The organism is Nocardia iowensis, assembly GCF_019222765.1.
Taxonomy (GTDB): domain Bacteria; phylum Actinomycetota; class Actinomycetes; order Mycobacteriales; family Mycobacteriaceae; genus Nocardia; species Nocardia iowensis.
On sequence record NZ_CP078145.1, the window covers coordinates 8511679 to 8536504 of the forward strand.

Annotated in this window: 22 protein-coding genes; 7 read left to right on the top strand and 15 right to left on the bottom strand. The window is 67.5% G+C overall.

All coding sequences use genetic code 11. The annotated features are described in order from the left end of the window. Positions 1 to 132: 132 nt before the first annotated feature. Positions 133 to 789 (bottom strand): LuxR C-terminal-related transcriptional regulator, encoded by a 657-nt coding sequence (locus KV110_RS39315; RefSeq protein ID WP_218472156.1) that lies wholly within the window; start codon positions 787 to 789, stop codon positions 133 to 135. After that, entirely contained in the window at positions 786 to 2159 is a 1374-nt protein-coding gene (locus tag KV110_RS39320; protein WP_218472157.1) for a sensor histidine kinase, read from the bottom strand. The genes KV110_RS39315 and KV110_RS39320 overlap by 4 nt, the downstream gene beginning before the upstream one ends. A gap of 92 nt (positions 2160 to 2251) precedes the next feature. On the opposite strand from KV110_RS39320, the gene KV110_RS39325 reads away from it, so the two are divergent. From KV110_RS39325 to KV110_RS39335, 3 genes are all read left to right on the top strand, one after another. After that, positions 2252 to 2587, top strand: coding sequence for a DUF4190 domain-containing protein (locus KV110_RS39325; RefSeq protein ID WP_218472158.1), 336 nt, complete (start codon positions 2252 to 2254; stop codon positions 2585 to 2587). Between the two features lie 46 nt (positions 2588 to 2633). Next, positions 2634 to 3320 carry a TrmH family RNA methyltransferase gene (locus KV110_RS39330; RefSeq protein WP_218472159.1) on the top strand — a complete coding sequence of 229 codons (687 nt, stop codon included), beginning with the start codon at positions 2634 to 2636 and terminating at the stop codon, positions 3318 to 3320. 100 nt (positions 3321 to 3420) lie between these two features. Continuing rightward, on the top strand, positions 3421 to 3867 hold the full coding sequence (locus KV110_RS39335) for a hypothetical protein (protein WP_218472160.1): 447 nt from the start codon (positions 3421 to 3423) through the stop codon (positions 3865 to 3867). Between the two features lie 22 nt (positions 3868 to 3889). On the opposite strand, the gene KV110_RS39340 is transcribed toward KV110_RS39335, so the two are convergent. The 7 genes from KV110_RS39340 to clpB all read right to left on the bottom strand — a co-directional run bounded on the left by KV110_RS39340 (position 3890) and on the right by clpB (position 11845). Then, a complete protein-coding gene (locus KV110_RS39340) occupies positions 3890 to 4597 on the bottom strand; it encodes a lysoplasmalogenase family protein (protein WP_218472161.1) in 708 nt (235 codons plus the stop codon). A gap of 3 nt (positions 4598 to 4600) precedes the next feature. Beyond that, on the bottom strand, positions 4601 to 5659 hold the full coding sequence (locus tag KV110_RS39345) for a beta-ketoacyl-ACP synthase 3 (RefSeq protein WP_218472162.1): 1059 nt from the start codon (positions 5657 to 5659) through the stop codon (positions 4601 to 4603). A gap of 44 nt (positions 5660 to 5703) precedes the next feature. Next, positions 5704 to 6285 carry an orotate phosphoribosyltransferase gene (pyrE, locus tag KV110_RS39350; RefSeq protein ID WP_218472163.1) on the bottom strand — a complete coding sequence of 194 codons (582 nt, stop codon included), beginning with the start codon at positions 6283 to 6285 and terminating at the stop codon, positions 5704 to 5706. 2 nt (positions 6286 to 6287) lie between these two features. Next, complete coding sequence (locus KV110_RS39355; protein ID WP_218472164.1) at positions 6288 to 7100, bottom strand: SDR family NAD(P)-dependent oxidoreductase; 813 nt, start codon at positions 7098 to 7100, stop codon at positions 6288 to 6290. A gap of 46 nt (positions 7101 to 7146) precedes the next feature. Then, positions 7147 to 8322 (bottom strand): type III secretion system chaperone family protein, encoded by a 1176-nt coding sequence (locus KV110_RS39360; RefSeq protein WP_246634240.1) that lies wholly within the window; start codon positions 8320 to 8322, stop codon positions 7147 to 7149. 89 nt (positions 8323 to 8411) lie between these two features. Further along, the gene (locus KV110_RS39365; protein ID WP_218472165.1) at positions 8412 to 9215 is read right to left on the bottom strand and encodes a DUF5666 domain-containing protein; all 804 of its coding nucleotides are present in this window, start codon (positions 9213 to 9215) and stop codon (positions 8412 to 8414) included. Between the two features lie 74 nt (positions 9216 to 9289). Continuing rightward, positions 9290 to 11845 carry an ATP-dependent chaperone ClpB gene (gene clpB, locus KV110_RS39370; protein WP_218472166.1) on the bottom strand — a complete coding sequence of 852 codons (2556 nt, stop codon included), beginning with the start codon at positions 11843 to 11845 and terminating at the stop codon, positions 9290 to 9292. A gap of 264 nt (positions 11846 to 12109) precedes the next feature. On the opposite strand from clpB, the gene KV110_RS39375 reads away from it, so the two are divergent. The 3 genes from KV110_RS39375 to KV110_RS39385 all read left to right on the top strand — a co-directional run bounded on the left by KV110_RS39375 (position 12110) and on the right by KV110_RS39385 (position 15263). Continuing rightward, on the top strand, positions 12110 to 13045 hold the full coding sequence (locus KV110_RS39375) for an NADP-dependent oxidoreductase (protein WP_218472167.1): 936 nt from the start codon (positions 12110 to 12112) through the stop codon (positions 13043 to 13045). Between the two features lie 224 nt (positions 13046 to 13269). After that, on the top strand, positions 13270 to 14427 hold the full coding sequence (locus KV110_RS39380) for an FAD-binding oxidoreductase (RefSeq protein WP_218472168.1): 1158 nt from the start codon (positions 13270 to 13272) through the stop codon (positions 14425 to 14427). 14 nt (positions 14428 to 14441) lie between these two features. After that, entirely contained in the window at positions 14442 to 15263 is an 822-nt protein-coding gene (locus tag KV110_RS39385) for an FAD-binding oxidoreductase (RefSeq protein WP_246634241.1), read from the top strand. A 98-nt stretch (positions 15264 to 15361) separates the two neighbouring features. Here KV110_RS39385 and KV110_RS39390 read toward each other — a convergent pair whose 3' ends face one another. From KV110_RS39390 to dnaK, 5 genes are all read right to left on the bottom strand, one after another. Next, a complete protein-coding gene (locus KV110_RS39390) occupies positions 15362 to 16531 on the bottom strand; it encodes an FAD-binding oxidoreductase (protein WP_218472169.1) in 1170 nt (389 codons plus the stop codon). Between the two features lie 568 nt (positions 16532 to 17099). Continuing rightward, entirely contained in the window at positions 17100 to 17504 is a 405-nt protein-coding gene (locus KV110_RS39395) for a heat shock protein transcriptional repressor HspR (protein WP_218472170.1), read from the bottom strand. Beyond that, positions 17504 to 18661, bottom strand: a complete 1158-nt coding sequence (dnaJ, locus tag KV110_RS39400) for a molecular chaperone DnaJ (protein WP_218472171.1) — start codon at positions 18659 to 18661, stop codon at positions 17504 to 17506. Before dnaJ ends, KV110_RS39395 begins: the two co-directional genes overlap by 1 nt. Positions 18662 to 18763: 102 nt before the next feature. Beyond that, positions 18764 to 19465, bottom strand: a complete 702-nt coding sequence (grpE, locus tag KV110_RS39405; protein ID WP_218472172.1) for a nucleotide exchange factor GrpE — start codon at positions 19463 to 19465, stop codon at positions 18764 to 18766. Then, positions 19462 to 21309, bottom strand: a complete 1848-nt coding sequence (dnaK, locus tag KV110_RS39410) for a molecular chaperone DnaK (protein ID WP_218472173.1) — start codon at positions 21307 to 21309, stop codon at positions 19462 to 19464. Before dnaK ends, grpE begins: the two co-directional genes overlap by 4 nt. A gap of 307 nt (positions 21310 to 21616) precedes the next feature. Between dnaK and KV110_RS39415 the strand changes: the two genes are divergently transcribed. After that, positions 21617 to 23266, top strand: a complete 1650-nt coding sequence (locus tag KV110_RS39415) for an FAD-binding oxidoreductase (protein ID WP_218472174.1) — start codon at positions 21617 to 21619, stop codon at positions 23264 to 23266. A gap of 111 nt (positions 23267 to 23377) precedes the next feature. Here KV110_RS39415 and KV110_RS39420 read toward each other — a convergent pair whose 3' ends face one another. Further along, the gene (locus tag KV110_RS39420) at positions 23378 to 24817 is read right to left on the bottom strand and encodes an MFS transporter (RefSeq protein ID WP_246634242.1); all 1440 of its coding nucleotides are present in this window, start codon (positions 24815 to 24817) and stop codon (positions 23378 to 23380) included. Positions 24818 to 24826: the final 9 nt, after the last annotated feature.

Sequence of the window (24826 nt, forward strand, 5' to 3'; positions counted from 1 at the left end):
CGGGTCCTCGGCCCTCCGCGTGGTCATGCGTCAATGGTGCCAGTCCGGCCCGCTTTTACGCGCCCGATTTGTTACACAAGCGATGTGTATTCGTTTTTGCCCGCGCGGCTGCGCTCAGGAAGCTTTCCAGCCTCATGAAGCTTTCAGACGCAGTACCGCCAGCACGCGGCGATGATGAGCGTCGGACGGGGGAAGATCGAGTTTGGTGAAGATGTTGCCGATGTGTTTTTCCACGGCACGTTCGGTGACGGTGAGGGCGGTGGCGATGGCGTTGTTGGACAGGCCCTGTGCCATCAGTTCGAGCACCTCGCGTTCGCGCGGGGTGAGCCGGGCCAGGGAATCCTGTTGGCGGGATGCGCCCATCAATTGGCTCACCACCTCCGGGTCTAGGGCGGTGCCGCCGGTGGCGACCCGTTGGAGTGCGTCGACGAAATCGCGGACATCGGCAACCCGATCCTTGAGCAGGTAGCCGACACCGCTCGCGCCACCGGCGAGAAGCTCAGTGGCATAACGGGTTTCGACCCACTGGGAGAAGACGAGCACACCGGTCATCGGATATTTGCGACGCAGCTCGATCGCGGCGAGCAGGCCTTCGTCGGTGAAGCTGGGCGGCATGCGCACGTCCACGACGGCGACGTCGGGATTGTGCGCGCCGACCACATCGCTCAATGTTGTCGCGTCGCCGACCATGGCGACCACCTCGTGGCCGCGCTCGATGAGCAGGCTCGCGAGGCCGTCCCGCAGGATCGCGCTGTCCTCGGCGATCACGATCCGCAGTGACTCGTTCACCGCGAGCCGTCCTTCGGCAACAGGATGGTGACCACGGTGGGCCCGCCGGTCGGGCTCTGCACGGTGAGCGTGCCGTCGACGGTGCGGGCCCGGGCCGCCAGACCCGAAAGTCCGCTGCCTACCGCGAGTTCCCCCGCAGCCGGTTGCAGTACGCCGCCGATTCCGTTGTCCCGCACGGTGACCGAGATGGTCCTAGCATCGGTCGGCAGCACCGAGATCCAGGCCCGCGTGGCGTTGGCATGCTTGACCACGTTGGTGAGCAGCTCGGCGACCGAAAAGTAGGCGATCGCCTCGATCGCCGGACTCGGGCGCTCGGGCAGATGCACCCGCAGTTCCACCGGAACCGAGCTGCGCGCGGCCAGCGTCTCCAGTGCCGGGCCGAGCCCGAGTTCCAGAGCGGGCGGGTGGATTCCACGCACCAGCTCGCGCAATTCGGTCAGCGCCTCCTTGGAGCTGGCGTGCGCGTCCGCGATCAGATCACGCGGATCACCGCCCGCGGCCAGCCGATCCTCCGCCCGGCCGAGCGCCATCGCGATGGTGACCAGCCGGGCCTGGGTACCGTCGTGCAGATCCCGCTCCACCCGCCGCAGCGTGGCCGTCGAGTCGTCGACCGCCGCCTGCCTGCCCTGCTGCAGTTCGATGATCCGCCGGTCACCCTCGGTCGCGGTGAGCAACGCCATGCTCAGCAGCCGGTGCAGCCAGCAGACCGCGCGCAGCAGCCAGGGCAGCAGGAAGCAGCCGATCACCCCGATCGCGGCGAGACCGAGCACCCGCGGCCAGGTTTCGATGTAGAAGTCACCGAACTGGGCCAGCGAATGATGTTCCACGCCTTCGGCATCGACATTGGTCGGATGGAAGACCAGCCACGGGATCGGCGAGATCGCGGTGAACACCGTCATCGCGGTGAACACGAGCACGAAATAGCCGACCACGACACCGAGCACCGCCTGCGCGAGCAGGAACAGCGCCGCCCGCCAACTGGCCCGATCGGTGAACGCGCTCTTGAGGAAGCCGATCAAGCCCGGCGCGGGCGCGAACGGCGGCGGCGGCGTCAACCGCGCACCGAGCAGATCCTTGGCCAGCGCCCGGTAGATCCGAGCCCAGGTCCGTCCGCCGAGCAGGATCAGGGCCAGGATCGGCAGTCCGATGATGGTGAGGGAGATCGCCAGCCCGCCACCCCAGCCCAGGTACATGTACGCGAGGGCAACGCAGCCGAGGACGAACACCGTGAAGACATAGACGAGCTCTTTCCAGAAGCGCGCCTGGAACGGAGCGCGTAGCACCGCCCGGGCCACCTGATCGGCGGACCGTCCGGCTTTTCCGGGCGTCGGGTCGAGCACGAGGGTGGGTTCGGCGTGTGTCTCGGTCATGGCTTCCATGGTTGTCGGGGCGGCGGCGGTCTTCGATGGAGCTGTCCGCCGGATGTGTGGTGTAGCCAGCTACACCAACTACCATCCTGCTGATGAGCTACCCGCCGCAGCCGCCGCCGTACGGTTATCCAGGTTACGGAGCTTACGGACCGCCGCAGGAGCACCCCCAGGCCACCATGATCCTGGTCCTCGGCATCCTGAGCTTGGTCTTCTGCCAGATCATCGGTCCGGTCGCCTGGGTGATGGGCAGGAAGGCGCTCAATGAGATCGACGCGTCCGGCGGCGCACTCGGCGGCCGGTCGAATGTGATGGTCGGCTACGTCTGCGGGATCATCGCCTCGGTGCTGGTCATCCTCGGCATCCTGTTCGTCGGGCTGTTCATCGTGCTCGGCATCGCCGGGGTCTGGGACAGCACCAGCACCTACTGATCGGCCACCCGACGACGCGGCCGCGGCCGGAATTAGCATCGTCGGAGTGAATCACCCAGTGCCGGACGCGGCGGAGCAGGACCCACCGGGGCCCACCGAGTGGGGCGAGCACCCGTTCGGCGTCGGCCCATGGGCCACCGAGCACGACGAACCACCGCCGGACGACCCCAGGCTCGACCCCGAACTACTGGCCGACGGTGACCGCCGCAACGTGGTCGACGCCTATCGGTACTGGACTCGCGAGGCGATCGTCGCCGACATCGACCGGCGCAGGCATCCGTTCCACGTCGCCATCGAGAACTTCGGGCACGACGCGAACATCGGCACCGTGGTCCGCACGGCCAACGCCTTCGCCGCGGCGGCCGTGCACATCGTCGGCAGGAAGCGGTGGAATCGTCGCGGCGCCATGGTGACCGACCGCTACCAGCACATCGAGCATCACGCGAGCATCGATGAGCTGCTGGACTTCGCCGCCCGCGAGCAGCTCACCATCGTCGCGGTGGACAATGTGCCCGGCTCGATCCCGCTCGAAACGGCCGAACTGCCGCGCCGCTGCCTGCTGCTGTTCGGGCAGGAGGGCCCCGGTGTCACCGCACACGCGAAAGACGCGGCGGCCATGACCATTTCGATCGCCCAGTTCGGTTCGACCCGCAGCATCAACGCCGGTGTCGCCGCCGGAATCGCCATGCACGCATGGATTCGGCAGCACGCGGACCTGACCGACGCCTGGTAGACCTGCCGCGACCATCCCGCCGCTGTAGCACTCTGATCCGGGCACGTCAGTGCCGCGTCGGGCCTATTCTGGAGGTCTGACAGTCGGGGTGGAGGCTGGAATGGATCACGGGCGAGTCCTGCGCACGGTGGTCGGAGTGACCGCCGGGTATCTGATTGTGCTCGGCCTGTGGTTGGGGTGGGTGGTCCAGCACACGCCGCCTGGGACGCTGCCCTATCAGATCCTGGCGTTGGTCGGCCTGTTCGGATCATGTCTCGGGATCGGGATGATGGTGGCATCGCGGCCGTCGAAGGCGGATCGGCGGTTGTGGCGGGACGGGCTGGAGGGGTGGGCGACGGTGCACGGGGTGCATCCACTGGAGCGAACCGATCATCAGACCGAGCTGACCGAGCTGGATCTGGAGCTGACCGTCCCGGGGTCCGAAAGCTACCGGGGCACAATCGTTTTCGATGTCGCCCCGGCGGACAAGCCGAGGCTCGCGGTGGGCGAGACGATTTCGATCCGCGTCGATCCGGCGAATCGCGATCGAATCATTGTCGTTCTGTGACCGGCACGAACTGGATGCCGTGTTATTCCGCCACCGGGACAACAGCTTTCACGTGCGCCCTCGGGTCGGCGAGGAGGAATTGGGCGGCGGCGTAGGTCGCCAGGATGACACCTTCGGTCAGCCGCCTGGCTCGCTGCCCGCGCACGGAGATACGGCGTAGCACGATGAGTCCATCGGACACCGTGAACAGCAACGCACCGGCGCCGAGCCGACTACGCGGATCGCGATTGGGAACATTAACGCCCGCAATGTTTTTCGCGCCGGGCGCGAGTCCCGGGTCCGATGCCAGTACCGCCGCCGTGCCGAGCGTCGCCCCATAGGCGGTGAGCGGTGCGGCGACCGTCGGCGCCTGCACCCGCATCAGCCCCGCCGCGCCGAGCCAGGCGGCCACTCGCGGCACCGCCACCGCGGCGCGCGGCCGGGCGCCCTGCCGCAACCACAGCGCGGAGTAGCCGGTCTGCATCACCGCGAACGCCGACGCGCCCGCGATCAGTCTGCGGTCGTCGTCGGGGTCGATGAGCAGGATGTCACCGAGGGTCGCGGCACCCAGCGAGCCGAGCAGCAACGTGCGATCGGTGGGGGCAATGGCGGTTTCGTCGGTGGCCACGTCGGCGGCCAGCAACGGCATCATCAGTGGTTTCGCGATCCACTGCACCTTCTCGCGGCCCGTGACGGCGGCATAGACGGTGGCAGCGGCCGCGGCGAGGAACCCGGCTCGGAACAACCGCATTGTTCAGAAGCTCGGCTCGATCGGCTTGGGCGGCAACGTGACGACCTGCCCCGCATAGCTCAGCCCCGCGCCGAAGCCGAGCAGCAGCGCCAGCTGGCCGCCCTTGGCCTTGCCGGTCACCAGCATCTCCTCCATCGCCAGCGGAATGGACGCGGCGGAGGTGTTGCCGGTCTGCTCGATGTCGTTGGCCATCGGGATGTCGTCGGCGAGGCCGAGGTTCTTCTTCATCAGCTCGTTGATCCGCGCGTTGGCCTGGTGCGGGACGAAAACCTCGATGTCCTCCTTCGCCACCCCGGACATCTCCAACGCGGTGGACAGCGCGCGCGGCAGCGTGACCGCGGCCCACCGGAAGACGCGGGGGCCTTCCATCCGCAGCGACATCCGGCCGATCGGCTCGACGGCCGGGTCGGTGCCCTGCATCGCCTGTGCCTTCTCCATGTAGTCGAGGAAGTTGACGTCCTGTGCGATCGCGGCCGCGTTCTCGCCGTCGCTGCCCCACACCGTCGGCGAGATGCCGTTCTCCTCGCTCGGCCCGACCACCACCGCGCCCGCACCGTCACCGAAGATCATCGCGGTGCCGCGGTCGGTCGGATCGAGTCCGACGGTCATCGTCTCGGCGCCGATCAGCAGCACATACTCGGCCGAGCCCGCCCGGATCAGATCGGCCGCCACGCCGAGGCCGTACCCGAAGCCGCCGCACCCTGAGGTCAGGTCGAAGGCGGGGATCCCGTTGATCCCGAGGTCATGGGCGATGGAGGGGGCGCCGTGCGGGGTCAGCATCAGCCAGCTCGACGTGGCCAGGATCAGCGCGCCGATCTTGGACCGGTCGATGCCGCTGTTGACCAGCGCGCGCTCCCCCGCCGCAGCCGCGATCGACTGCAGCGTCTCGTCGCCGCTGATCCAGCGCCGGTTGCGGATACCGGTGCGCTCGTAAATCCACTGCGGCGTGGAGTCGAGGACCTTGCACACCTCGTCGTTGCTGACGACGCGCTGCGGCCGATACGCACCGATACCGAGCATCGCAACGTTGTCACGATTCTTGTTGATTGCAATGCTCACCACTGGAGACGACCCTTCGCCTTTGAAGAACTAGACCGCTGTCCAGGCTATCCCAGGGCCAAATCCTTCAATCCGAGGATGGAGCGGTACTCCAGTCCCTCGGCGGCGATCACCTGGTCGGCACCGGTTTCCCGGTCCACGACGGTGGCCACTCCGACCACGATCGCCCCCGCGTCGCGCAGCGCGCGCACGGCGGTGAGCGGCGAGTTTCCGGTGGTCGTGGTGTCCTCGACGACGAGCACCCGCTTGCCGACGATGTTCGGTCCCTCGATCTGCCGCTGCATGCCGTGGGTCTTGGCCGCCTTGCGCACCACGAAGGCGTCGATCGGCCGGCCCGGCGCGTGCATCACGGCGAGCGCCACCGGGTCCGCACCCATGGTGAGCCCGCCGACGGCGTCGAAGTCCCAGTCCGCGACCAGCTCGCGCAGCAGCTTGCCGATCAGTGGTCCCGCGCTGTGGTGCAGCGTCGCGCGGCGCAGGTCTACGTAGTAGTCGGCCTCCTTGCCCGAGGACAAGGTGACTCTGCCGTGCACCACGGCGAGCTCGCGCACCAGCGCGGCCAATCTGTCTCGGTCGGCACCGGAACCGGTACCGAGGACCGCTTGATTATTGGTTGCCTCGTCGATCATTCCTAAGTCCTTCCGCGTGCGTTGAACAAGCCGCGATTCAGTCGGGCCGCCAGGGTTCGCGGGATCATTCCGGCGACGGTAGTGAGCGCTTTGTACTGCACACCGGGCACACTGAGCACCCGGCCCTTCTCCAGATCACGCAGGGAACCGGCAACTACCTGGTCGACACTCAGCCATAACGCTGTCGGCAGCGACGACGTATCGATACCGGCTCGTTCATGGAATTCGGTGTGCACGAATCCCGGGCACAGGGCCTGGACCCGGACACCTGTTCCGGCCAGTCCACCAGCCAACCCTTCCGTGAAGGATACGACGTAGGCCTTGGACGCCGAATACGTCGATCCACGGCCAGGGATCACCCCGGCCACGCTGGCGAGGTTGACGATCGATCCCTTGGCCGCGGCGATCATAGACGGCACAGCGGCGCGGGTGAACTGCACCACGGCGGTGATGTTGACGTCCACCTGTTCCTGCAACTGCTCGGGCGAGAGCGTCCAGAACTGCGCCCCGTGCGCGAATCCCGCGTTGTTGACCAGGAATTCGACGCCTTCGGCCAGCCGGGCCGCCACCCGCTGTCTGGCCTCCCGCCTGGCCAGATCGGCGACGAGCAGCTCGGAGCGGGTGCCGAAGCGGTGCTCGAGCACGCTGGCGATGGTGGCGAGCCGCTCCTCGTCCCTGGCGACCAGCACCAGGTCGTAGCCGAGCGAGGCGAGTCGCATCGCGTAGCCGTGGCCGATGCCGGAGGTGGGCCCGGTGATCAACGCCACGGGCCGGGTCGCGCCGGGTAGGCGTGCGACCGCGGGGTGTTCGGTCATCTGCGCTCGATCGATCGGACGGGTGCGACGGGGCCGACGCGGCCGATCACTGCGGCACAGGTCCCTGATACGGACGGAAGCCGGGGTGGAACGGGCCACCGGGCGGCTCGGCCGCCTGGTCGTCCTCGTGCGGCGCCGGGCGGTGATCGGGCTGCTCGTCTGCCCACTCGTCGGCGGACCGCTCAGCACGCGGCGCGGGGGATCGCTCGCTACGCGGCGCCGGGGACCATTCTTCGCGCTGCTCCGGCGCCCACTTGTCACGTTGTTCCTGCGACCGGCCGTCCCGCTGCTCGGGGGCCCACTCGCCGGCCGTCCTGCGATCGTCGCGGACCCTGGCCCGGGCGTCCGGCACCACCGCCAGCGACGGGCGGCGCGGCGCTTCGGGTTCGTCCGGCGCGGACAGCGGAGCGCGGTCGTCGTCGAACTCCTCGTCGTAGCCCTGCTCGACGAACGGTGGCTCGTCGAACTCCTCGTCCTTGCGCAGCCGCGGCGGCTGGACCCGGGCGGCGCCGACGGGTCCGTCGAGGTCCTCGTCGTCCGGCTCCTCCGGACGCTGGCGGCCGCGTGGGCGCGGGCGGCCGGGATCGTGACCGCCGCTGTCGAAGCGCGGCTCGCTGACCGGCGGCAGCACGTGCAGCAGACCGGACAGGCGCAGCACCGCGTCGATCGCGGTCTCCCAGTCGCGCGATGCGGTGCCGACGGACAACATGCCCAGCGTCCAGTTGCCCTCACTCCAGAGCATTTGCACGGTGTCGGGCAGCGTCTCGATGAACGCGACCATCCGCTGATCGACAGCGTGCCTGGCGATTTCCGGGTTGGTCGCGAAGACCACTCGGTCGCCGATGGCGCCGAGGAGTTCGAGATCGGCGTCCTTCGGCGGCGACGCGGTCTTGAGCCGCATGTCGACGTCGATGTCCGAGCCGATCTGGCGGCGCACCGCGATCAGGGTCGCGGAGTCTTCCAGGTCGAAGAGCACGAACTTCTCGCCCTTGCGAATTCCGGACACCACGTCGACCGCGGAGAGGTAGCCGAGCTTGGCCAGCGCGCCACGACGCCAGGTCGATGGCAGCGCGGGTTCCACCGACACATACGTGTAGCCCTGGGATTTCGCCCAGACCTGCCGCGCGTGACCGGTCCGCTGTCGCTGGATCCGATCGAAATACAGCAGCACGATCGCACCCACGAGTGCGATCGCCGCCAAGCCGAACCACATTGCCGTCATCGCTGTCTAGCTTAATGGGCACAGCCGAACGGAGCCCGACATTGGCCCCGCGCCGGGCCGAGCGGCGGCCGCTCGAGCTGTCGGGTCGTTCATCGCACGCCGCCCGGCAAGGCGGTGCTGATGATGACCTTGGCTTGGATGGACCCGTCCGGAGCCTTTTCCCCCTGGATCAACACGATGTCTCCGCTGGGCAGATCGGAAACCTTGTTGCCGGACACCGAGATCACCTGGGTATTGGCGTCGGTGTGCACGGTGACCGTGGAGCCGAGCAGGGTGCTGACGGTGAGTGTGCCGCCGTCGTTGGTGGTGATGGTGCCCATGGTCGCGCCGAGATCGTCGATGCCGCCGAGGCCGGGCACGCTCGGCATCCCGCTCGGCCCGGGCTGGCCGGAGCGCGGCGTCCCCGGGGTCGGCCGGTTGGCGGTCGGGAAAGTCGAGGTACTGCCTGCACTGGTCGACGCGGAATCCTTGCCGCCCAACAGCACTCCCCCGACCACACCGGCCACCGCGACCAGCGCGACGACCCCGAGGCCGAGCGCGATCCACAAGCCGGTATTGCGGCGCGGCGGCTGTTCCGGCGGCGGCATGCCCGCGCCGGGCGGGACCGGACCGCCCGGTGGCGGTGCGACCCCCGACCACTGGTCACCGTAGCTGCTTTCGTAGGCGCCCCACTGATTGTCGTGCGGCGGGAACGCGCGGGTGGCGTTCGGCGGCGGCGCTGACCAAGGGTCGAACTGCTCGGTCGCCGGATACGCCGAGGGCGCGCCGGACCCGTAGGCCTCGGTGTACTCCGTGGTGTGCTGTGGCTGCTCGAACCCGGATTTGCCCGCCGGGTGCTGCTCGGTCGGTGCGTCCTCCGGCCGCTGCCCCCACGGATCGTTCGGGTTGGTCATGGCCTCCAGGGTAGGCCGGGAGCGTCCGTCCGGCAGTCAGGTCGACACACCACGGACACTCCCGGCCGTTCCGGTTACTTGCCGACGACCAGACCGTCGCCGTCCGGGCTCGTGCTCACCCGCACGGTGTCGCCGTCGACGATCTCACCCGCCAGTAGCTCCTTGGCGAGGGTGTCACCGATCGACTGCTGCACCAGCCTGCGCAGCGGCCGCGCACCGTAGACCGGGTCGTAGCCGCGCACGGCGAGCCAGAACCGGGCCGAGTCGCTGACGTCCAGCTTCAGCCTGCGCTGCGACAGCCGCTTCTGCAGCTGGTCGAGCTGGATGTCGACGATGTGTTCCAGCTGTTCCTCGTCGAGCGGGTGGAACATCACCACGTCGTCGAGACGGTTGAGGAACTCCGGCTTGAATGCCGAACGCACCGCGTTCATCACGAAGTCGCGATCGCCGCCCGCACCCAGGTTGGACGTCAGGATGAGGATGGTGTTGCGGAAGTCCACCGTGCGGCCCTGGCCGTCGGTGAGCCGTCCCTCGTCGAGCACGGCGAGCAGGATGTCGAACACATCCGGGTGCGCCTTCTCGATCTCGTCGAACAGCACCACCGTGTACGGCCTGCGCCGGACCGCCTCGGTCAGCTGACCGCCCTGGTCGTAACCGACGTAGCCGGGCGGGGCACCGACCAGGCGCGCCACCGAGTGCTTCTCGCTGTACTCGCTCATGTCGATCCGGACCATGGCGCGTTCGTCGTCGAACAGGAAGTCCGCCAACGCCTTTGCCAGCTCCGTCTTACCGACACCGGTCGGCCCGACGAACATGAACGAGCCGGTCGGCCGGTTCGGGTCCGCGACACCGGCGCGCGCCCGGCGCACCGCGTCGGACACCGCCTGCACCGCGTCGGTCTGGCCGACCACCCGCTTGCCGAGCTCCTGTTCCATCCGTAGCAGCTTCTGGGTTTCGCCCTCGAGCAGCCTGCCCACCTGGATACCGGTCCACGACGCCACCACCTCGGCGATATCGTCGGGGCCGACCTCCTCCTTGAGCATCACTTCGCCGTCGGCGGCCGCGCCGGAGACCTTTTCGGCTTCGGTGAGCTGCTTCTCCAGCGCCGGGATCTTGCCGTAGCGCAGCTCGGCGGCCTTGCCGAGATCGCCGTCGCGCTCGGCTCGCTCGGATTCGCCACGCAGGGTTTCCAACTCCTCCTTGAGGACTCGGACCTGATCGATGGCGCTCTTCTCGTTCTGCCAGCGGGTCATCAGCTGGTTCAGCTTCTCGCGGTCGTCCGCCAGTTCCTGACGCAGCTTCTCCAGTCGTTGCTTGGAGGCCTCGTCGGTCTCCTTGCTCAGCGCGACCTCTTCGATTTCCAGCCGCCGCACCGCGCGCTCGACCTCGTCGATTTCCACTGGGCGCGAGTCGATTTCCATCCGCAGCCGGGATGCCGACTCGTCGACCAGGTCGATCGCCTTGTCCGGCAGGAACCGGGAGGTGATGTAGCGGTCGCTGAGGGTGGCGGCGGCCACCAGCGCGGAGTCGGTGATGCGCACGCCGTGGTGCACCTCGTAGCGCTCCTTGATGCCGCGCAGGATGCCGATGGTGTCCTCCACCGACGGCTCGCCGACGAACACCTGCTGGAAGCGGCGCTCCAACGCGGCGTCCTTCTCGATGTGCTTGCGGTACTCCTCCAGCGTGGTGGCACCGACCATGCGCAGCTCACCGCGCGCCAGCATCGGCTTGATCATGTTGCCCGCGTCCATCGCGGATTCCCCGGTCGCCCCGGCGCCGACGATGGTGTGCAGCTCATCGATGAACGTGATGACCTGTCCCGCACTGTTTTTGATGTCTTCCAGCACGGCCTTGAGCCGCTCCTCGAACTCGCCGCGGTACTTGGCGCCGGCCACCATCGCGCCGAGGTCGAGCGCGACAACGGACTTGCCGCGCAACGATTCCGGCACGTCGCCCGCCACGATGCGCTGGGCAAGGCCCTCGACGATCGCGGTCTTGCCGACGCCAGGTTCGCCGATGAGCACCGGGTTGTTCTTGGTGCGGCGGCTCAAAACCTGGACAACGCGCCGGATTTCGGTGTCCCGGCCGATCACCGGATCGAGCTTGCCCGCGCGGGCCGCCTCGGTGAGGTTGGTCGAGTACTTCTCCAGCGCCTGATAGCTGCCCTCCGGGTCCGGGCTGGTGACCTTGGCGCTGCCGCGCACGGCGGTGAACGCCTCGCGCAGCGCGTCGGCGCTCGCGCCGTACTTGATGAGCAGCATCGTCACGTCCGAGTCGCCACTGGCCAGGCCGACCATGATGTGCTCGGTGGAGACGTACTCGTCGCCAAGCTCGGTGGCCAGGTGTTGGGCGGCGGTGATCGCGGCCAGGGCCTCGCGGCCGAGCTGCGGGGTGGTGGTGGCGCCGGTCGCCCGCGGCAGCCGGTCCACGATGTCCTGGGCCTCGCGTCGCACCGTCGCCGGATCGACGCCGACGGCCTTGAGCAGCGGGGCGGCGATGCCGTCGGTCTGGTCCAGCAACGCCACCAGCAAGTGGGCCGGACGGATCTCCGGATTGCCCGCGGCGGAGGCCGCCTGCAGTGCGGCGGTCAGGGCCGCCTGAGTCTTGGTGGTGGGATTGAACGAGTCCACAAGTCACCTTTCTATTAGTCGATGTCACGGCGCCGGAGCCTGATCCGCGCGAACCTTCGCACGGCTTCGTGCCGTTCCTTATCTCCAACGTAGGAAAGGTTGAGTCTGTTCCGCTCAAGTTTGGTTATTTTGCCGCGCCATGAACGGTACGCCGCGACACCCGTCCAATGCCGTGAATCACAGCGTCCATGAGGTATGGATGCATACGATGACCATGGCCGTTAGTTGATGCATCACTCTTCAGCCCGATCAAGGAGCGAATGGATGCGCGCGATTGTCGTACGGAAGTTCGGAGCGACGCCCGAGTTGGCCGACATGCCGGTCCCCGAACCCGGCCCCGGGATGGTGCGGGTGCAAATGGAGGCGGCAGGCGTCAATCCGTTCGACGCGAAGATGGCCGGCGGAATACTGGATGGCAAGCTGCCGCATGACTTTCCGATGATCCTCGGGGTGGACGGCGCGGGCACCATCGGCACGGTCGGCGCCGGCGTCAGCCGGTTCGCCGTCGGTGATCGGGTGGTCGGCAAGTTCCTCACTCCGCCCGTCGGCCACGGCAGCTTCGCCGAGTACGCGGTGATCCCGGAGACCGGCATCCTGGCGCGCGTTCCGGAGGGCGTTCCGACCGTCGCGGCCGCCGCGCTACCCATCGCGGGCGTCACCGCGCAGGACATCGTGGACGCCACCAAGATCGAACCGGGGCAGACCGTGCTGATCGTCGGCGCGACCGGCGGCGTCGGCTCGTTCCTCGTCCAACTGGCGAACATCGCGGGTGCGCATGTCATCGCCACCGCGCGCGGCGAGGTCGCCGACCAGATGACCAGGCTCGGCGCCGCGGAGACGGTCGACTACACCGCAGGCTCGCTGCGCGACCAGGTCGCCGCCGCCCATCCCGAGGGCATCGACCTGCTCTACGACCTGGTCAGCCCGCCCGCGGCACTAGCCGAACTGACCGGCTTGGTGCGCGCAGGCGGCACCGTCTACTCCACCATCTTTTCCACCGACGAGAACCTGCTGCGCAAGCATGGGCTGCACGGCGGCAATATCGAATCCACCGGCGGCGCACCGGAATTGGCGCGACTGCTGGAACGAGTGGCCGAGGGTGACGTGGTGGTCCCGATCGACGCGACGGTCCCGCTGGCCGACGGCGCGGCCGTCATCGGCGCAACCGGCGCCCGCGGCAAAACCGTGCTCGCCATCTGAGGCCGTTCCCGACCTGCCTCGGTGTCCGGCGCGGCACCCGAGAAGCAAGGTGTGATCTCGACGGCAGGGCCGCAACACCACTCGTTTGCCGACCGATTACCGTTTGGCCCGGTCTTCAGGTCCTAACCAACACGACCATGGCATTTTCAGGGATACTGGTCGGCGGAGGACCGCCGGTTACGGGTACGTCCCCGGCAGAACTGAGGGAAAGGAAGCTCCACGTCGTGGATGCGCGTTCGGCTGCGCTGGTCCGCGCCAACTTCCGTTCGGTGATCGAGGCACCGAATGGACCCGAGCGGTTGGTCAGTGCGTTCTACGGTCATTTGTTCGCCGAGAACCCTCAACTGCGTGAACTCTTCCCGCCTGCGATGGATATGCAGGCCAAGCGGGTCTGCACCGCCATCCAGTACGTGCTCGATCATCTGGAGGACTGGGAACGGGCGCAGAAGTTCCTGGAGCAGCTGGCTCGCGACCACCGCAAATACGGGGTCGACGCGGCGCACTACGATGCCGCCGGTCGGGCCTTGCTCTCCGCGTTCCGCGCCTACAACGGTGCGGCCTGGCACCGGGGCCTGGAGGAGGGCTGGCGCGACATCACCATCCTGATCTCCGCGTCCATGGCGATCGGCGCGAATTCCGACAAATCCCAGCCGTACTGGGAGGCGACCGTGGTCGGCCATCGCCGGGTGCTGGAGGACCTGGCCATCGTGCGGCTGCAATCCGAGAGTCCGATCCCCTACCAAGCCGGACAGTACGTGCCCCTCACGGTGCCGCAGCGCCCGAAGATGTGGCGCTACTTCTCCCCGGCCATCCCCGCGAACCCGTACGGCGAGATCGAGTTCCATATCCGCAAGATCCGCGGCGGCTGGGTGAGCCCCGCCATCGTGAACGAAACCAGGGTCGGTGACCGCTGGCAGATCGCGGGACCGCTCGGCGGCTTACACGTAGACCGGGACAGCGGTCGCGATGTGCTGATGATCGGTGCGGGCACCGGCATCGCGCCCTTGCGCGCTCAGTTGATCGAGATGGGCCAGCGCGGCATCAACCCTCGGGTGCACTTCTTCATCGGCGGCCGCTACCCCTGCGATCTCTACGACGTGGAGAACATGTGGCAGCTCTCGCAGAGCAATCCGTGGCTCACCATCGTCCCGGTCTGCGAGCAAAAGACCAATCCGTGGTGGTATCCCCATCCACCACAGGAAGAGCCATACGGCATGCACCGGCGGTTGATCGGTAACCTGGGCGCCGTGGTCGCGAGCTTCGGCGCGTGGGCGGACCGGCAGATCCAGATCGCCGGGTCGGCGAAGATGATCGCGGACACCCGACGTGCGTTGATCGCGGTCGGTACTCCGGAGCACATCATCAGCTCCGACCCTGTGTGATGAAGGAGGCCCCGATGGGGACGGCAGCCGACGGAGTCGGTGGGGCGGGTAGGACGCCGCGGGACCCGAGTGCGCTCGGCAACGGCGCACATCAGCCGCCCGAGTGGACCGCAACCGTGGTCGGGCACCATCGAATCCGGCACGATCTCGCGGTGATCCGGCTGATCGGCGAATTCGTCCCGTTCATCGCGGGCCAGTCCGTCGAGGTCACCGTGCCGCAGCAACCGAGCATGCGACGCAGATTGTCCCCGGCCCTGCCGCCGTCGCTGGACGGCAAGCTCGAATTCCATGTGCGCACCGTGCCCGGCGGCTGGTGCAGCGGCTCCATCGTGGCCGACACCCGGCCCGGTGACGAATGGCGGATCCGGGCACCCCTCGGGACCTTCGCGGTCGACCCGGCGGGTGACGAAGTGGTGATGATCGCTGGCGGCACCGGACTCGCCCCGATGCGGGCGCAGATTCTGGACCTGGCGCGCGAGCCGGAACCGCCGCGCACCTACCTCTTCTTCGGTGGCCATACCCCGCGCGACCTGTACGCCTCGGACATGCTGTACCTACTAGCCGGTGAATTGCCTTGGCTCACCGTCATTCCCGTGGTGGAGAGCCCGGACGATCCCGGCTGGGAAGACGAGTGGTACGAGCGCAGCCGCGTCGCCATCGGCTTCCCGCCGGACGAGATGCTCTACGGCACCCTGGCCGAAGTCGTCGGCTCCCACGGGGCGTTCGAGAATCATCAGGTGCTGGTGTGCGGCTCGCCCGCCATGGTCAATGCCACGGTCGATCAGCTGCTCGCCACCGGAACTCCGCCGGAGCGAATCCAATTCGAAGGGTTATAGGCCCGCCGTACTCGCCGGAATCCGGCCACGATACTGGGCGCGACCGGATTCCGGCGGAGTCCGGGATAACGGGAGGGGTCGAAATCCCGGACGGCCGGTCAGAACAGGGGGTCGTGGCGGATGTTCTTGGTGAGCGTCCCCGCGGCCATCATCCGGAACTTGGTGGTCTGCACCATCGAGGGTGAGCCGACGATCTGCACGTCCCGGTCGGCCCAGGGGCCGAAGCTGGCGACCACCTTGCCGATCTGGCCGGTCAGCCGCGGCTCCAAGCCCGCGTAGGCGGGCGCCAATTCGCCGGAATCGGTATACCACCAAGGGTTTTCGTCGTGTTCGGTCACCGGCGTCACGGTCAGCCAGCGGTTGGCGACGGCCAGGCTGTTGAGCGTGTCCAGGTCGTAGAGATCGCACGGATGATGCCCGCCGACGAACAGGTGCACCTTCGGGTTGGTCCGCCGCTGCGCCATCGCCATCAGTTGGGCTCGCAGCGGCGCGATGCCGGTGCCGCAGCCGACCATCAGCATCTTGCGCTTGGTATTGCGCGGGATGCCGAGGCCGCCGAGCGGGGAGCCGAGCAGCCACTGGTCGCCGAGGGCGGTCTGGCCGACGATAGCGGAGCTGACCCAGCCGCCGAGCACGGCGCGCACGTGGAATTCGATCTCCCCGTTGGCATTCGCGGGCACGGCGGGCGACATATAGCGCCACATTCGCGGCCGGGACGGAATCTGCACGCTCAGGTATTGACCGGCGGCATATTGCATCGGCTGGTCCAGTTGCAACCGCACGACGGTCAGATTGCGCAACACTTCGCGGCGTTCCACGACGGTGCCGGTCCAAACCGGCGGGGTGGTTTCCTTCTCCGCGGCACCGATCATGGTGTCGCCGATGATCTTCAGGCCCTCGTCCCACGCCCGGTCGACCTCGTCGGTCCACATCTCGGTACCGGCGAACACCCGCATCGCGGTCTTCAGTGAGACGGCGACCGCCGTGTAATGCGCAGGTTGCACACCGTATTTGCGATGATCACGCCCGAGCTGGGCGAGGAACGGCAATAACTTGTTGGGCTCCTCGAGCCTATCCAACGCGTAGGCGATGGCCTTGACAAGGCGATCTCGCTGGGCATCCATGGCTGCCGGGAAGAAATCGCGGACTTGGGGGTAGTCGGTGAAGAGGATCGCGTAGAACGATCGCGCTAATTTTTCCGGCCCCCCTTCCTCCGCAGCAACCGCCTTGAACGTAGTTCTGATCAAAGCGACAGTCCGCGAATCCATTTGTGTCACAACCCCATTTCGCGCTCGAACACAAACTGAGCCGGCGAGTGAGGTGCTGCGGGACACTCGTCAGCAGCCGTTGCCAAGGAGTGTAGGCGAGGTTAGCCAGCTACGGAATCCTCTGTTTAAACAACAAGCGTGTAATTCCGGTTAAACGAGGACACTCGGCGCAAAACCCCGACTAAACAGACTGAAAGACCGTAATAAACGGTGAAATCAGTCATAGATACACTGAATATGCAAGGCTCGCTGTGAAAGTTTCGCTCCGATAAGAGCTTCGGAGCGACCGCACGGCAACATTCCAGAGCGGCCAACAGGTTCGGCCGAGCAACCGGCACCCGCACCGCCGCAGGGGCGCGGTGAAATGTGACGGGTCACCGATCATCGAAACCGGCCACCCGGTAGCGCTGTCGCGTACCACGTCTCGGCTTACCGTCGGCTACCCTGCGGAAACCACTGCCCGGACCCAGCTTCGGGCCCGTGACCTCGGCTCACTATGCGTGCACCGAGGCCACGGGCCCGATTGTTTGCCAGCCGTATTCAGTATTGTTGCGCCAAGGTTGAGCGCTCAAATATTACGGCGATTACGGGGTTGCCACACCACCAGTGCGGTACTGCGTTGCGGCGGCGAAAGATCGGGCCGATAACCCGCTCGCAGCCGGTCCAGCTCGGCCGATAGTTCGGCGACGCGCTGCTGCAATTCCTCGACCTGGTTGGTGAGTTCGATGATGCGCTTGATGCCCGCCAGATTGACGCCCTCGTCCTGGGAGAGCCGCTGCACCTCGCGCAACAGCTCGACGTCCCTGGCCGAGTAGCGTCGACCGCCGCCCGAAGTGCGTTGTGGGGTAACCAATCCCAGCCGGTCATAGGTGCGCAAGGTCTGCGCGTGCATGCCCGCCAGCTGGGCCGCCACCGAAATCATGAAGAACTCGGCACGCGACCCGCCGGACGCCTGCTTCGGATCATTGGACATCAAGCACCTGCCCATCCTGCCCGTGGATCGAATCCGCTGGCCTTCTCCGCCTCCGCATAGCGCCGGAGCGCCTCGGCCGCATTGTCGTCCAGTTTCTGCGGTACCGCGACCTTGACGGTGACCAGCAGGTCACCGGCGCCGCCGCCGCGCTTGGGCACGCCACGGCCGCGTACCCGGAGGATACGGCCGTCCGCGGTGCCCGGAGGCACCTTGACGCCAACGCGCCCTTCCAGTGTCGGCACGGAAACCGTTGTGCCGAGCACCAATTCGCTGTAGCTGACCGGCAGCACCAGGGTCAGATCGTCGCCGTTGCGGCCGAAGACCTTGTCCTGGCTGACGTGCACGCTGACGAACAGGTCACCCGAAGGCGCCCCGCGCAGACCCGCCTCGCCCTGTCCGGCCAGCCGAATCCGTTGTCCGTCACTGACTCCCGGCGGAATCCGCACCGTGATGGTGCGTGTGCGGTTCTGGATGCCGCTGCCGTGGCAGTCGACGCACGGGTCGTCGATGATCGAGCCGGTGCCCCGGCAGTCATCGCACGGCTCGCTGAAGCCGAACGCACCCTGGTTGCGGCTGACCACGCCGGTTCCGTTGCAGTGCGGGCACACTCGCGGGCTGGTGCCCGGCTTGGCGCCGCTGCCGTGACAGGTGGTACACGGCGACGGACTTGTCATCCGCAGCGGAACCGTGACGCCCTGCGCGGCTTCCCGGAAACCGAGTGTCGTCTCGGTCTCCACATCGGCGCCGCGGCGCGGCCGGCTCGTGGTGCGGGTGCCGCCCCGATTGAACAGGCCGCCGAGCAGGTCACCGAGACCACCGTCGCCGGCGCTCGCGCCGCCGAAGATGTCGCCGATGTTGAAGTCCTGCGAAAAGCCACCGCCCGCACCGGGTGTGAACCCGCCGCGCGGATACCCGCCACCCGCGAACAGCTTGCGGGTGTCGTCATACTCCTTGCGCTTGGCCGGATCCGACAGCACCGCGTGTGCTTCGCTGACGGTCTTGAACCGCTCCTCGGCTTTGGTATCACCGGGATTGGCGTCCGGATGCAGGTCGCGAGCGAGCTTGCGGTACGCCTTCTTGATCTCGTCCTGCGAGGCAGTGGAGGAGACACCCAGCTCTTTGTAGAAGTCCTTTTCGATCCACTCCCGTTGACTCACCGGATATCTCCTCCTCTCGCAGTGTTGGATGTGCGGCGTTCGCGGGGCCCTTGGTGGTCACGCTGTGCTACCACCGCCGGCCCCGACGCTCGCGCCGCTACCTCAGTGTTTGTTCGCGTCGGCATCAGCGTCCGATGCCTCTGCCTGATCGGCTGCGGGCTGCTCGTCCGCACCCTGATCTGCCACGCCATCGGTTACCCCGACGAGCGCGTGCCGAAGCACCCGTTCGCCGAACCGATAGCCCTTGCGCATGACGACGCCGATCACCGGATCGTGCCCGGAACCCTCGTGCTGTACGGCCTCGTGCAGGGTCGGGTCGAAAGGCTCACCCGCCGAACCGAATTCCTCCAGTCCCTGCTTGTGCAGCGCGGTGGCCAGCTTGTCGGCCACCGACTTGAGCGGTCCGGCGTCCAGGTCACCGTGCGCCCGTGCCCGATCGAGATCGTCGAGCACGCCGAGCAATTCGGTGACCACGGCCGCCTTGGCGGTGTCGATCGCGGTCTTGCGGTCGCGTTCGACCCGGCGCCGGTAGTTGGCGTATTCCGCGGTCAGCCGCTGCAGGTCGGCGGTGCGCTCGGCGAGCTCGCCGCTGATGGTGTCGGCCAGGACGTCCGCACCGGCCGCACCGTTCCCGCCGTCCGGCTCGGGCCCCGCGGCGGCACCGTCGGCCGCCGCGGGCTCACGCACGTCACCCGGTTGGTCGCTGTGCGGGTCCCGTTCCTCCGGATCAATCCTGCGATTGTCGACGAAGGTGATCGGCTCTTGCTCGGAGTCGCGCTGCTCCGAATTGTTGCCGTTGGTCACTTCTTCTCCGTGTCGACCGGTTCGTCCACAACTTCGGCATCCACGACCTGGTCATCGGCGTCGGCGGCCGACGAGCCATTGCTCGACGCGGCCGCATCGTTGGCGGACGCCTCGTAGATGGCCTGGCCAAGCGCCTGCGACTCGGTCGCCAGCTTCTCGACGGCCGCCTTGACCGCGGCGATGTCGGTGCCCTTGAGCGCCTCGTTCGCCTCGGCGATGGCCGCCTCGACCTTGGACTTGATGTCCGAGGGGACCTTGTCCTCGTTGTCCTTGATGAACTTCTCGGTCTGGTGCACCAGCGACTCGGCCTGGTTGCGGGTCTCGGCCTCCTCGCGGCGGGCCTTGTCCTCGGCGGCGTGCGCCTCGGCGTCCTTGACCATCCGGTCGATCTCCTCCTTGGACAGGCCGGAGCCGTCCTGGATCTTGATCGTGTTCTCCTTGCCGGTGCCCTTGTCCTTCGCGGTCACGTGCACGATGCCGTTGGCGTCGATGTCGAAGGTGACCTCGATCTGCGGCACGCCGCGCGGGGCCGGCGGGATGCCGGTCAGCTCGAAGGAGCCGAGCAGCTTGTTGTGCGAGGCGATCTCGCGCTCACCCTGGAACACCTGGATCTGCACCGACGGCTGGTTGTCGTCGGCCGTGGTGAAGGTCTCCGAACGCTTGGTCGGGATGGTGGTGTTGCGCTCGATGAGCTTGGTCATCACGCCACCCTTGGTCTCGATGCCCAGCGACAGCGGGGTCACATCGAGCAGCAGGACGTCCTTGACCTCACCCTTGAGCACACCGGCCTGCAGCGCGGCGCCGACGGCGACGACCTCGTCCGGGTTCACGCCCTTGTTCGGCTCACGACCACCGGTCAGTTCCTTGACCAGATCGGAAACGGCGGGCATACGGGTGGAGCCACCGACGAGCACGACGTGGTCGATGTCGGCGACGTTGATGCCCGCGTCCTTGATCACGGACTGGAACGGCGCACGGGTGCGGTCGAGCAGGTCCGAGGTGATCTTCTGGAACTCGGCGCGGGTCAGCTGCTCGTCGAGGAACAACGGGTTCTTGTCCGCGTCGACGGTGATGTAGGGCAGGTTGATCGAGGTGCTCTGCGAGGAGCTGAGCTCGATCTTCGCCTTCTCGGCGGCCTCACGCAGCCGCTGCATCGCCATCTTGTCCTTGGTCAGGTCGATGCCGGCACTGGCCTTGAACTTGTCGACCAGCCAGGCGACGACGCGCTCGTCCCAGTCGTCACCACCGAGGTGGTTGTCGCCGGAGGTGGCGCGAACCTCGACGACGCCCTCGCCGATTTCCAGCAGCGAGACGTCGAAGGTGCCGCCACCGAGGTCGAAGACCAGGATGGTCTGTTCCTTGTCGCCCTTGTCCAGGCCGTACGCCAGCGCGGCCGCGGTGGGCTCGTTGACGATGCGCAGCACGTTCAGGCCCGCGATCTGGCCCGCTTCCTTGGTTGCCTGCCGCTGGGCGTCCTCGAAGTACGCGGGAACGGTGATGACCGCGTCGGTGATCTCCTCACCGAGGTAGGCCTCCGCGTCGCGCTTCAGCTTCATCAGAGTGCGCGCGCTGATTTCCTGCGGGGTGTACTTCTTGCCATCGATCTCGACGGACCAGTCGGTGCCGATGTGGCGCTTGACCGAGCGAATGGTGCGGTCGACGTTGGTGACGGCCTGGTTCTTGGCCGGCTGGCCGACCAGCACCTCGCCGTTCTTCGCGAAGGCGACGATCGACGGCGTGGTGCGCGATCCTTCCGAGTTGGCGACGACGACCGGTTCTCCGCCTTCGAGTACGGCGACGACCGAGTTCGTGGTCCCGAGGTCGATTCCGACCGCACGAGCCATTGTTGTTCCTCCTATTTGACGTACTTATCGGTGTCGGTGCCGGGCGAGTGTCGCCCTGCGGCCAGGTCTCCCTGTGCCGCGGGACCTCGCCCCAAGCACCTGACGGAGCACGGTCCCAGCAACGCTGAGCGTGGTCGGCTCAATCCTGCCCTCGATTATCTCCGAGGTCAACTCAAACTTGAGTCCGACACACTCAACGTCGTCGAATAGCTCAACGGCTGACCGGCGCGGATCATTCCCGAACCCCGGCACAAATCTTCGCTGTTGCGATTTCGGCACCGGGCCGAGCCCGACGACTCGTGGTGCAATGGCACGCGCGGCGGGTGTGAGCCCGACGGAAAGGAGTTGCCCAGTGTCTGCGAAGACCCGGTCATGGTGGGGTTGGGGGAACGTCGAGGATGCGGTTGTCGGGGCGGAGCGGGCGGCGCTGACGGCGCGGGTCGCGGCGATACTGCCCGGCACCGATCTGACCGCGCACGAGCCACCTGCCATCGCCTCGCTCGCCCTGCCGGAACCGCGCATCGCGGTGCCGGACGCGCTGACCGGGCTGGTTTCGCTGGACCCCGCCGATCGTGCGGCGCACGCGCACGGGCAAGCGTTCCGCGATGTGGTGCGGAATCTGCTCGGCGACGTGGGCACTCCGCCCGATCTCGTCGTCCGGCCACGACGCGAAGCCGATATCGTCGATGTGCTCGACTGGGCGAGTCGCGCCGATGTCGCCGTAATCCCGTTCGGCGGCGGCACTTCCGTGGTTGGCGGAATAGAGCCGCGGTTCGACCGTGACTTCGCCGGGGCGGTGAGCCTCGATCTGGGGGCGCTCGATCGGGTGCTGGAGATCGATACCACCAGTCGCGCGGCCCGGATTCAGGCCGGCGTGTTCGGGCCGGCGCTGGAAGACCAACTGCGCGAAGCGAAGCTGACCCTGCGGCATTTTCCGCAATCGTTCGAGTTCTCCACACTCGGCGGCTGGCTGGCCACGCGGGCCGGTGGGCACTTCGCGACGCTGTACACCCACATCGACGATCTCGTCGAGTCGATGCGGGTGGTGACCCCGGCGGGCATCAGCGAATCGCGCCGGTTACCCGGCTCCGGCGCCGGCCCCGCACCCGATCGGATGTTCCTCGGCTCCGAGGGAACACTCGGCGTGATCACCGAGGCCTGGGTGCGCTTGCAAGACCGGCCGCGTTGGCGCGCAACGGCTTCGGTGCACTTCGACGACTACGGCCACGCGGTCGCCGCCACCCGCGCCATCGCGCAGTCCGGCCTGTACCCGACCAACTGCCGACTGCTCGATCCCGCCGAGGCATTCCTCAACGCGGGCGCGGCGACCGCGGGTGGGGTGCTGGTCATCGGCTTCGAATCCGCGGATCACCCGACCCGCCCCTGGATGGAGCGCGCCGTCGACCTCGCCGCGGCGCACGGCGGCGCGCTGCCGGAACCTGTGCGTTATTCGGATTCGAGCACCGCCCCCCGCACCGGCGGCGCCGCCGCCGACACCTGGCGCTCGTCCTTCCTGCGCATGCCCTACCAGCGCGACGCCCTCGCGGCGCAGTCGATGATTACCGAAACCTTCGAAACCGCCTGCACCTGGGACACATTCGAGGCGCTGAAAGCCGCCGTGACCGCCGCGGCGAACGAGGCGATCCGCGCGGTCGGTGCGACCGGCGTGGTCACCTGCCGGTTCACCCACGTCTACCCGGACGGCCCCGCACCCTATTTCGGCATCTACGCCGCAGGGCGGTGGGGCAGCACGGTTGCCCAGTGGGATGAGATCAAAGTTGCTGTCTCGGAGGCGCTGTCGGCCGCCGGTGGCACGATCACGCACCATCACGCGGTGGGCCGGGACCATCGGCCGTGGTACGACCGGCAGCGTCCGGAACCGTTCGCGCTCGCGTTGCGGGCGGCCAAGTCCGCCCTCGACCCGGCAGGCATCCTGAATCCTGGTGTGCTGCTCTGATTCGGGGCTCACCTCGAACCTGTCCCGTGATTCGGGTGCATGCCGACATCGAGCCGGGAGACTCCGCTGGGAAGTCCCGACTCGATCTCGACCTTCGGCTCAAGCTGACTTTCAGGTGTGTACGAGTTGCTCGGGGGCCGCCTCGGTGACTCGAACCGCACTGCGGCGCAGGCCGGTCGCGGCGATCACGCCCGCCAGGACCGCGGCGACGACCGGAACGATCAGCGCGGTGCGCAGCCCGTCCATCCCGACCTTGCCCGCATCGACCGCAGCCACATTCACCGCGGTCACCACCGAAATTCCCAGCGCCGCGCCGAATTGGATTGCGGTGTAGAGCAATCCACCGGCCAAGCCGTGCTCCTCGGCCGCGATATCGTCGGTCCCCGCGATCGTCAACGGGCCGTAGACGAGGGCGAAGGCAATCGCGAGCAGCAGCATCGTCGGCAGCATCGCGAGGTAGGCCCGGTCGAGATCGGTCGGCAAGAACAGCGCGTAGGCCAGCGCCGCGATCACCGCGCCACCGAGGATCACCCGCACATTGCCGAACTTGCGCACGAACCATGGCGTCAGCAGCGGCGCCAGCACGGCGTCCAGACCGAGCACCGCCATCGCCAAGCCGGTCTGCACCGTGCTCCAGCCCCGCAACTCCTGGAAGTACAGCGTCGCCAGGAATTGGAACCCCATGAACGAGCCGATGAACAGCACCGCGACCAGGTTGGTGCGCACCAGCGAAGCCGACCGCAGGATGCCGAGCCGGACGAGCGGTGCGGTGGCGCGACGCTCGTTCGCGATGAACAGTGCGAGCACCGCCGCACCCGCGAGGAAGGTCGCGACAGTCAGCGCCGGGCCGTCACCGGGATGTTCCAGCCGGACGACGCCATAGACGAGCAGCAGCATCGCACCGGTCACCCCGAGCGCGCCGAGCAGATCGAAGCAGCCCCGAACACGTTGCGGCACACCGGAATCCCGAACCAGCGCGAACGCCGCCACCAACAGCACGGCCGAAACCAGCACCGGAACGAAGAACACCCAGCGCCAGCCGAACGCGGTCAACAATCCGCCGACCACCATGCCGAGCGAGAAACCGCCCGCCGCGACACCCGCGTAGAACATCAGCGCCTTGTCCCGCACCCGGCCCTCGGCGAAGTTCGTGGTGATCAGGGAGAGCCCGGCGGGCGCGAGGAAGGCCGCGGCCACCCCGGTCACGAAGCGGGCGGTCAACAGCATCCACCCGGTGGTGGCGAATCCGCCGAGGCCGGAGAAGACAAGGAATACAGTCAGCCAGAACAGGAACATCCGCCTGCGGCCGAGCAGGTCGGCGGCGCGGCCGCCGAGCAGCACGAATCCGCCGTAGCCGAGCACATAGGCGGACACCACACCGCTGAGCATCCCGGTTGACAGGCCGAGTTCGGCCCGGATCGACGGCAGCGCCACATTGAGCATCGCGACATCGATGCCCTCCAGGAATATCGCACCGCACAACACCGCGAGCACGCCCCAGGCACGGCCGGACATTTCCGTAAAGACCTCGGCGGCTCTGGTTTTCACCATCACGACTCC

Bases quoted from the DNA above. Each gene is read 5' to 3' on its own strand.
- KV110_RS39415 (WP_218472174.1), top strand. From the start codon at position 21,617: ATGGCACGCGCGGCGGGTGTGAGCCCGACGGAAAGGAGTTGCCCAGTG.
- KV110_RS39325 (WP_218472158.1), top strand. From the start codon at position 2,252: ATGAGCTACCCGCCGCAGCCGCCGCCGTACGGTTATCCAGGTTACGGA.
- KV110_RS39395 (WP_218472170.1), bottom strand. From the start codon at position 17,504: ATGTCCAATGATCCGAAGCAGGCGTCCGGCGGGTCGCGTGCCGAGTTC.
- KV110_RS39320 (WP_218472157.1), bottom strand. From the start codon at position 2,159: ATGACCGAGACACACGCCGAACCCACCCTCGTGCTCGACCCGACGCCC.
- KV110_RS39420 (WP_246634242.1), bottom strand. From the start codon at position 24,817: ATGGTGAAAACCAGAGCCGCCGAGGTCTTTACGGAAATGTCCGGCCGT.
- pyrE (WP_218472163.1), bottom strand. From the start codon at position 6,285: ATGATCGACGAGGCAACCAATAATCAAGCGGTCCTCGGTACCGGTTCC.
- KV110_RS39385 (WP_246634241.1), top strand. From the start codon at position 14,442: ATGGGGACGGCAGCCGACGGAGTCGGTGGGGCGGGTAGGACGCCGCGG.
- KV110_RS39355 (WP_218472164.1), bottom strand. From the start codon at position 7,100: ATGACCGAACACCCCGCGGTCGCACGCCTACCCGGCGCGACCCGGCCC.
- KV110_RS39390 (WP_218472169.1), bottom strand. From the start codon at position 16,531: ATGGATTCGCGGACTGTCGCTTTGATCAGAACTACGTTCAAGGCGGTT.
- dnaK (WP_218472173.1), bottom strand. From the start codon at position 21,309: ATGGCTCGTGCGGTCGGAATCGACCTCGGGACCACGAACTCGGTCGTC.
- KV110_RS39365 (WP_218472165.1), bottom strand. From the start codon at position 9,215: ATGACCAACCCGAACGATCCGTGGGGGCAGCGGCCGGAGGACGCACCG.
- KV110_RS39335 (WP_218472160.1), top strand. From the start codon at position 3,421: ATGGATCACGGGCGAGTCCTGCGCACGGTGGTCGGAGTGACCGCCGGG.
- KV110_RS39340 (WP_218472161.1), bottom strand. From the start codon at position 4,597: ATGCGGTTGTTCCGAGCCGGGTTCCTCGCCGCGGCCGCTGCCACCGTC.
- KV110_RS39360 (WP_246634240.1), bottom strand. From the start codon at position 8,322: ATGACGGCAATGTGGTTCGGCTTGGCGGCGATCGCACTCGTGGGTGCG.
- KV110_RS39375 (WP_218472167.1), top strand. From the start codon at position 12,110: ATGCGCGCGATTGTCGTACGGAAGTTCGGAGCGACGCCCGAGTTGGCC.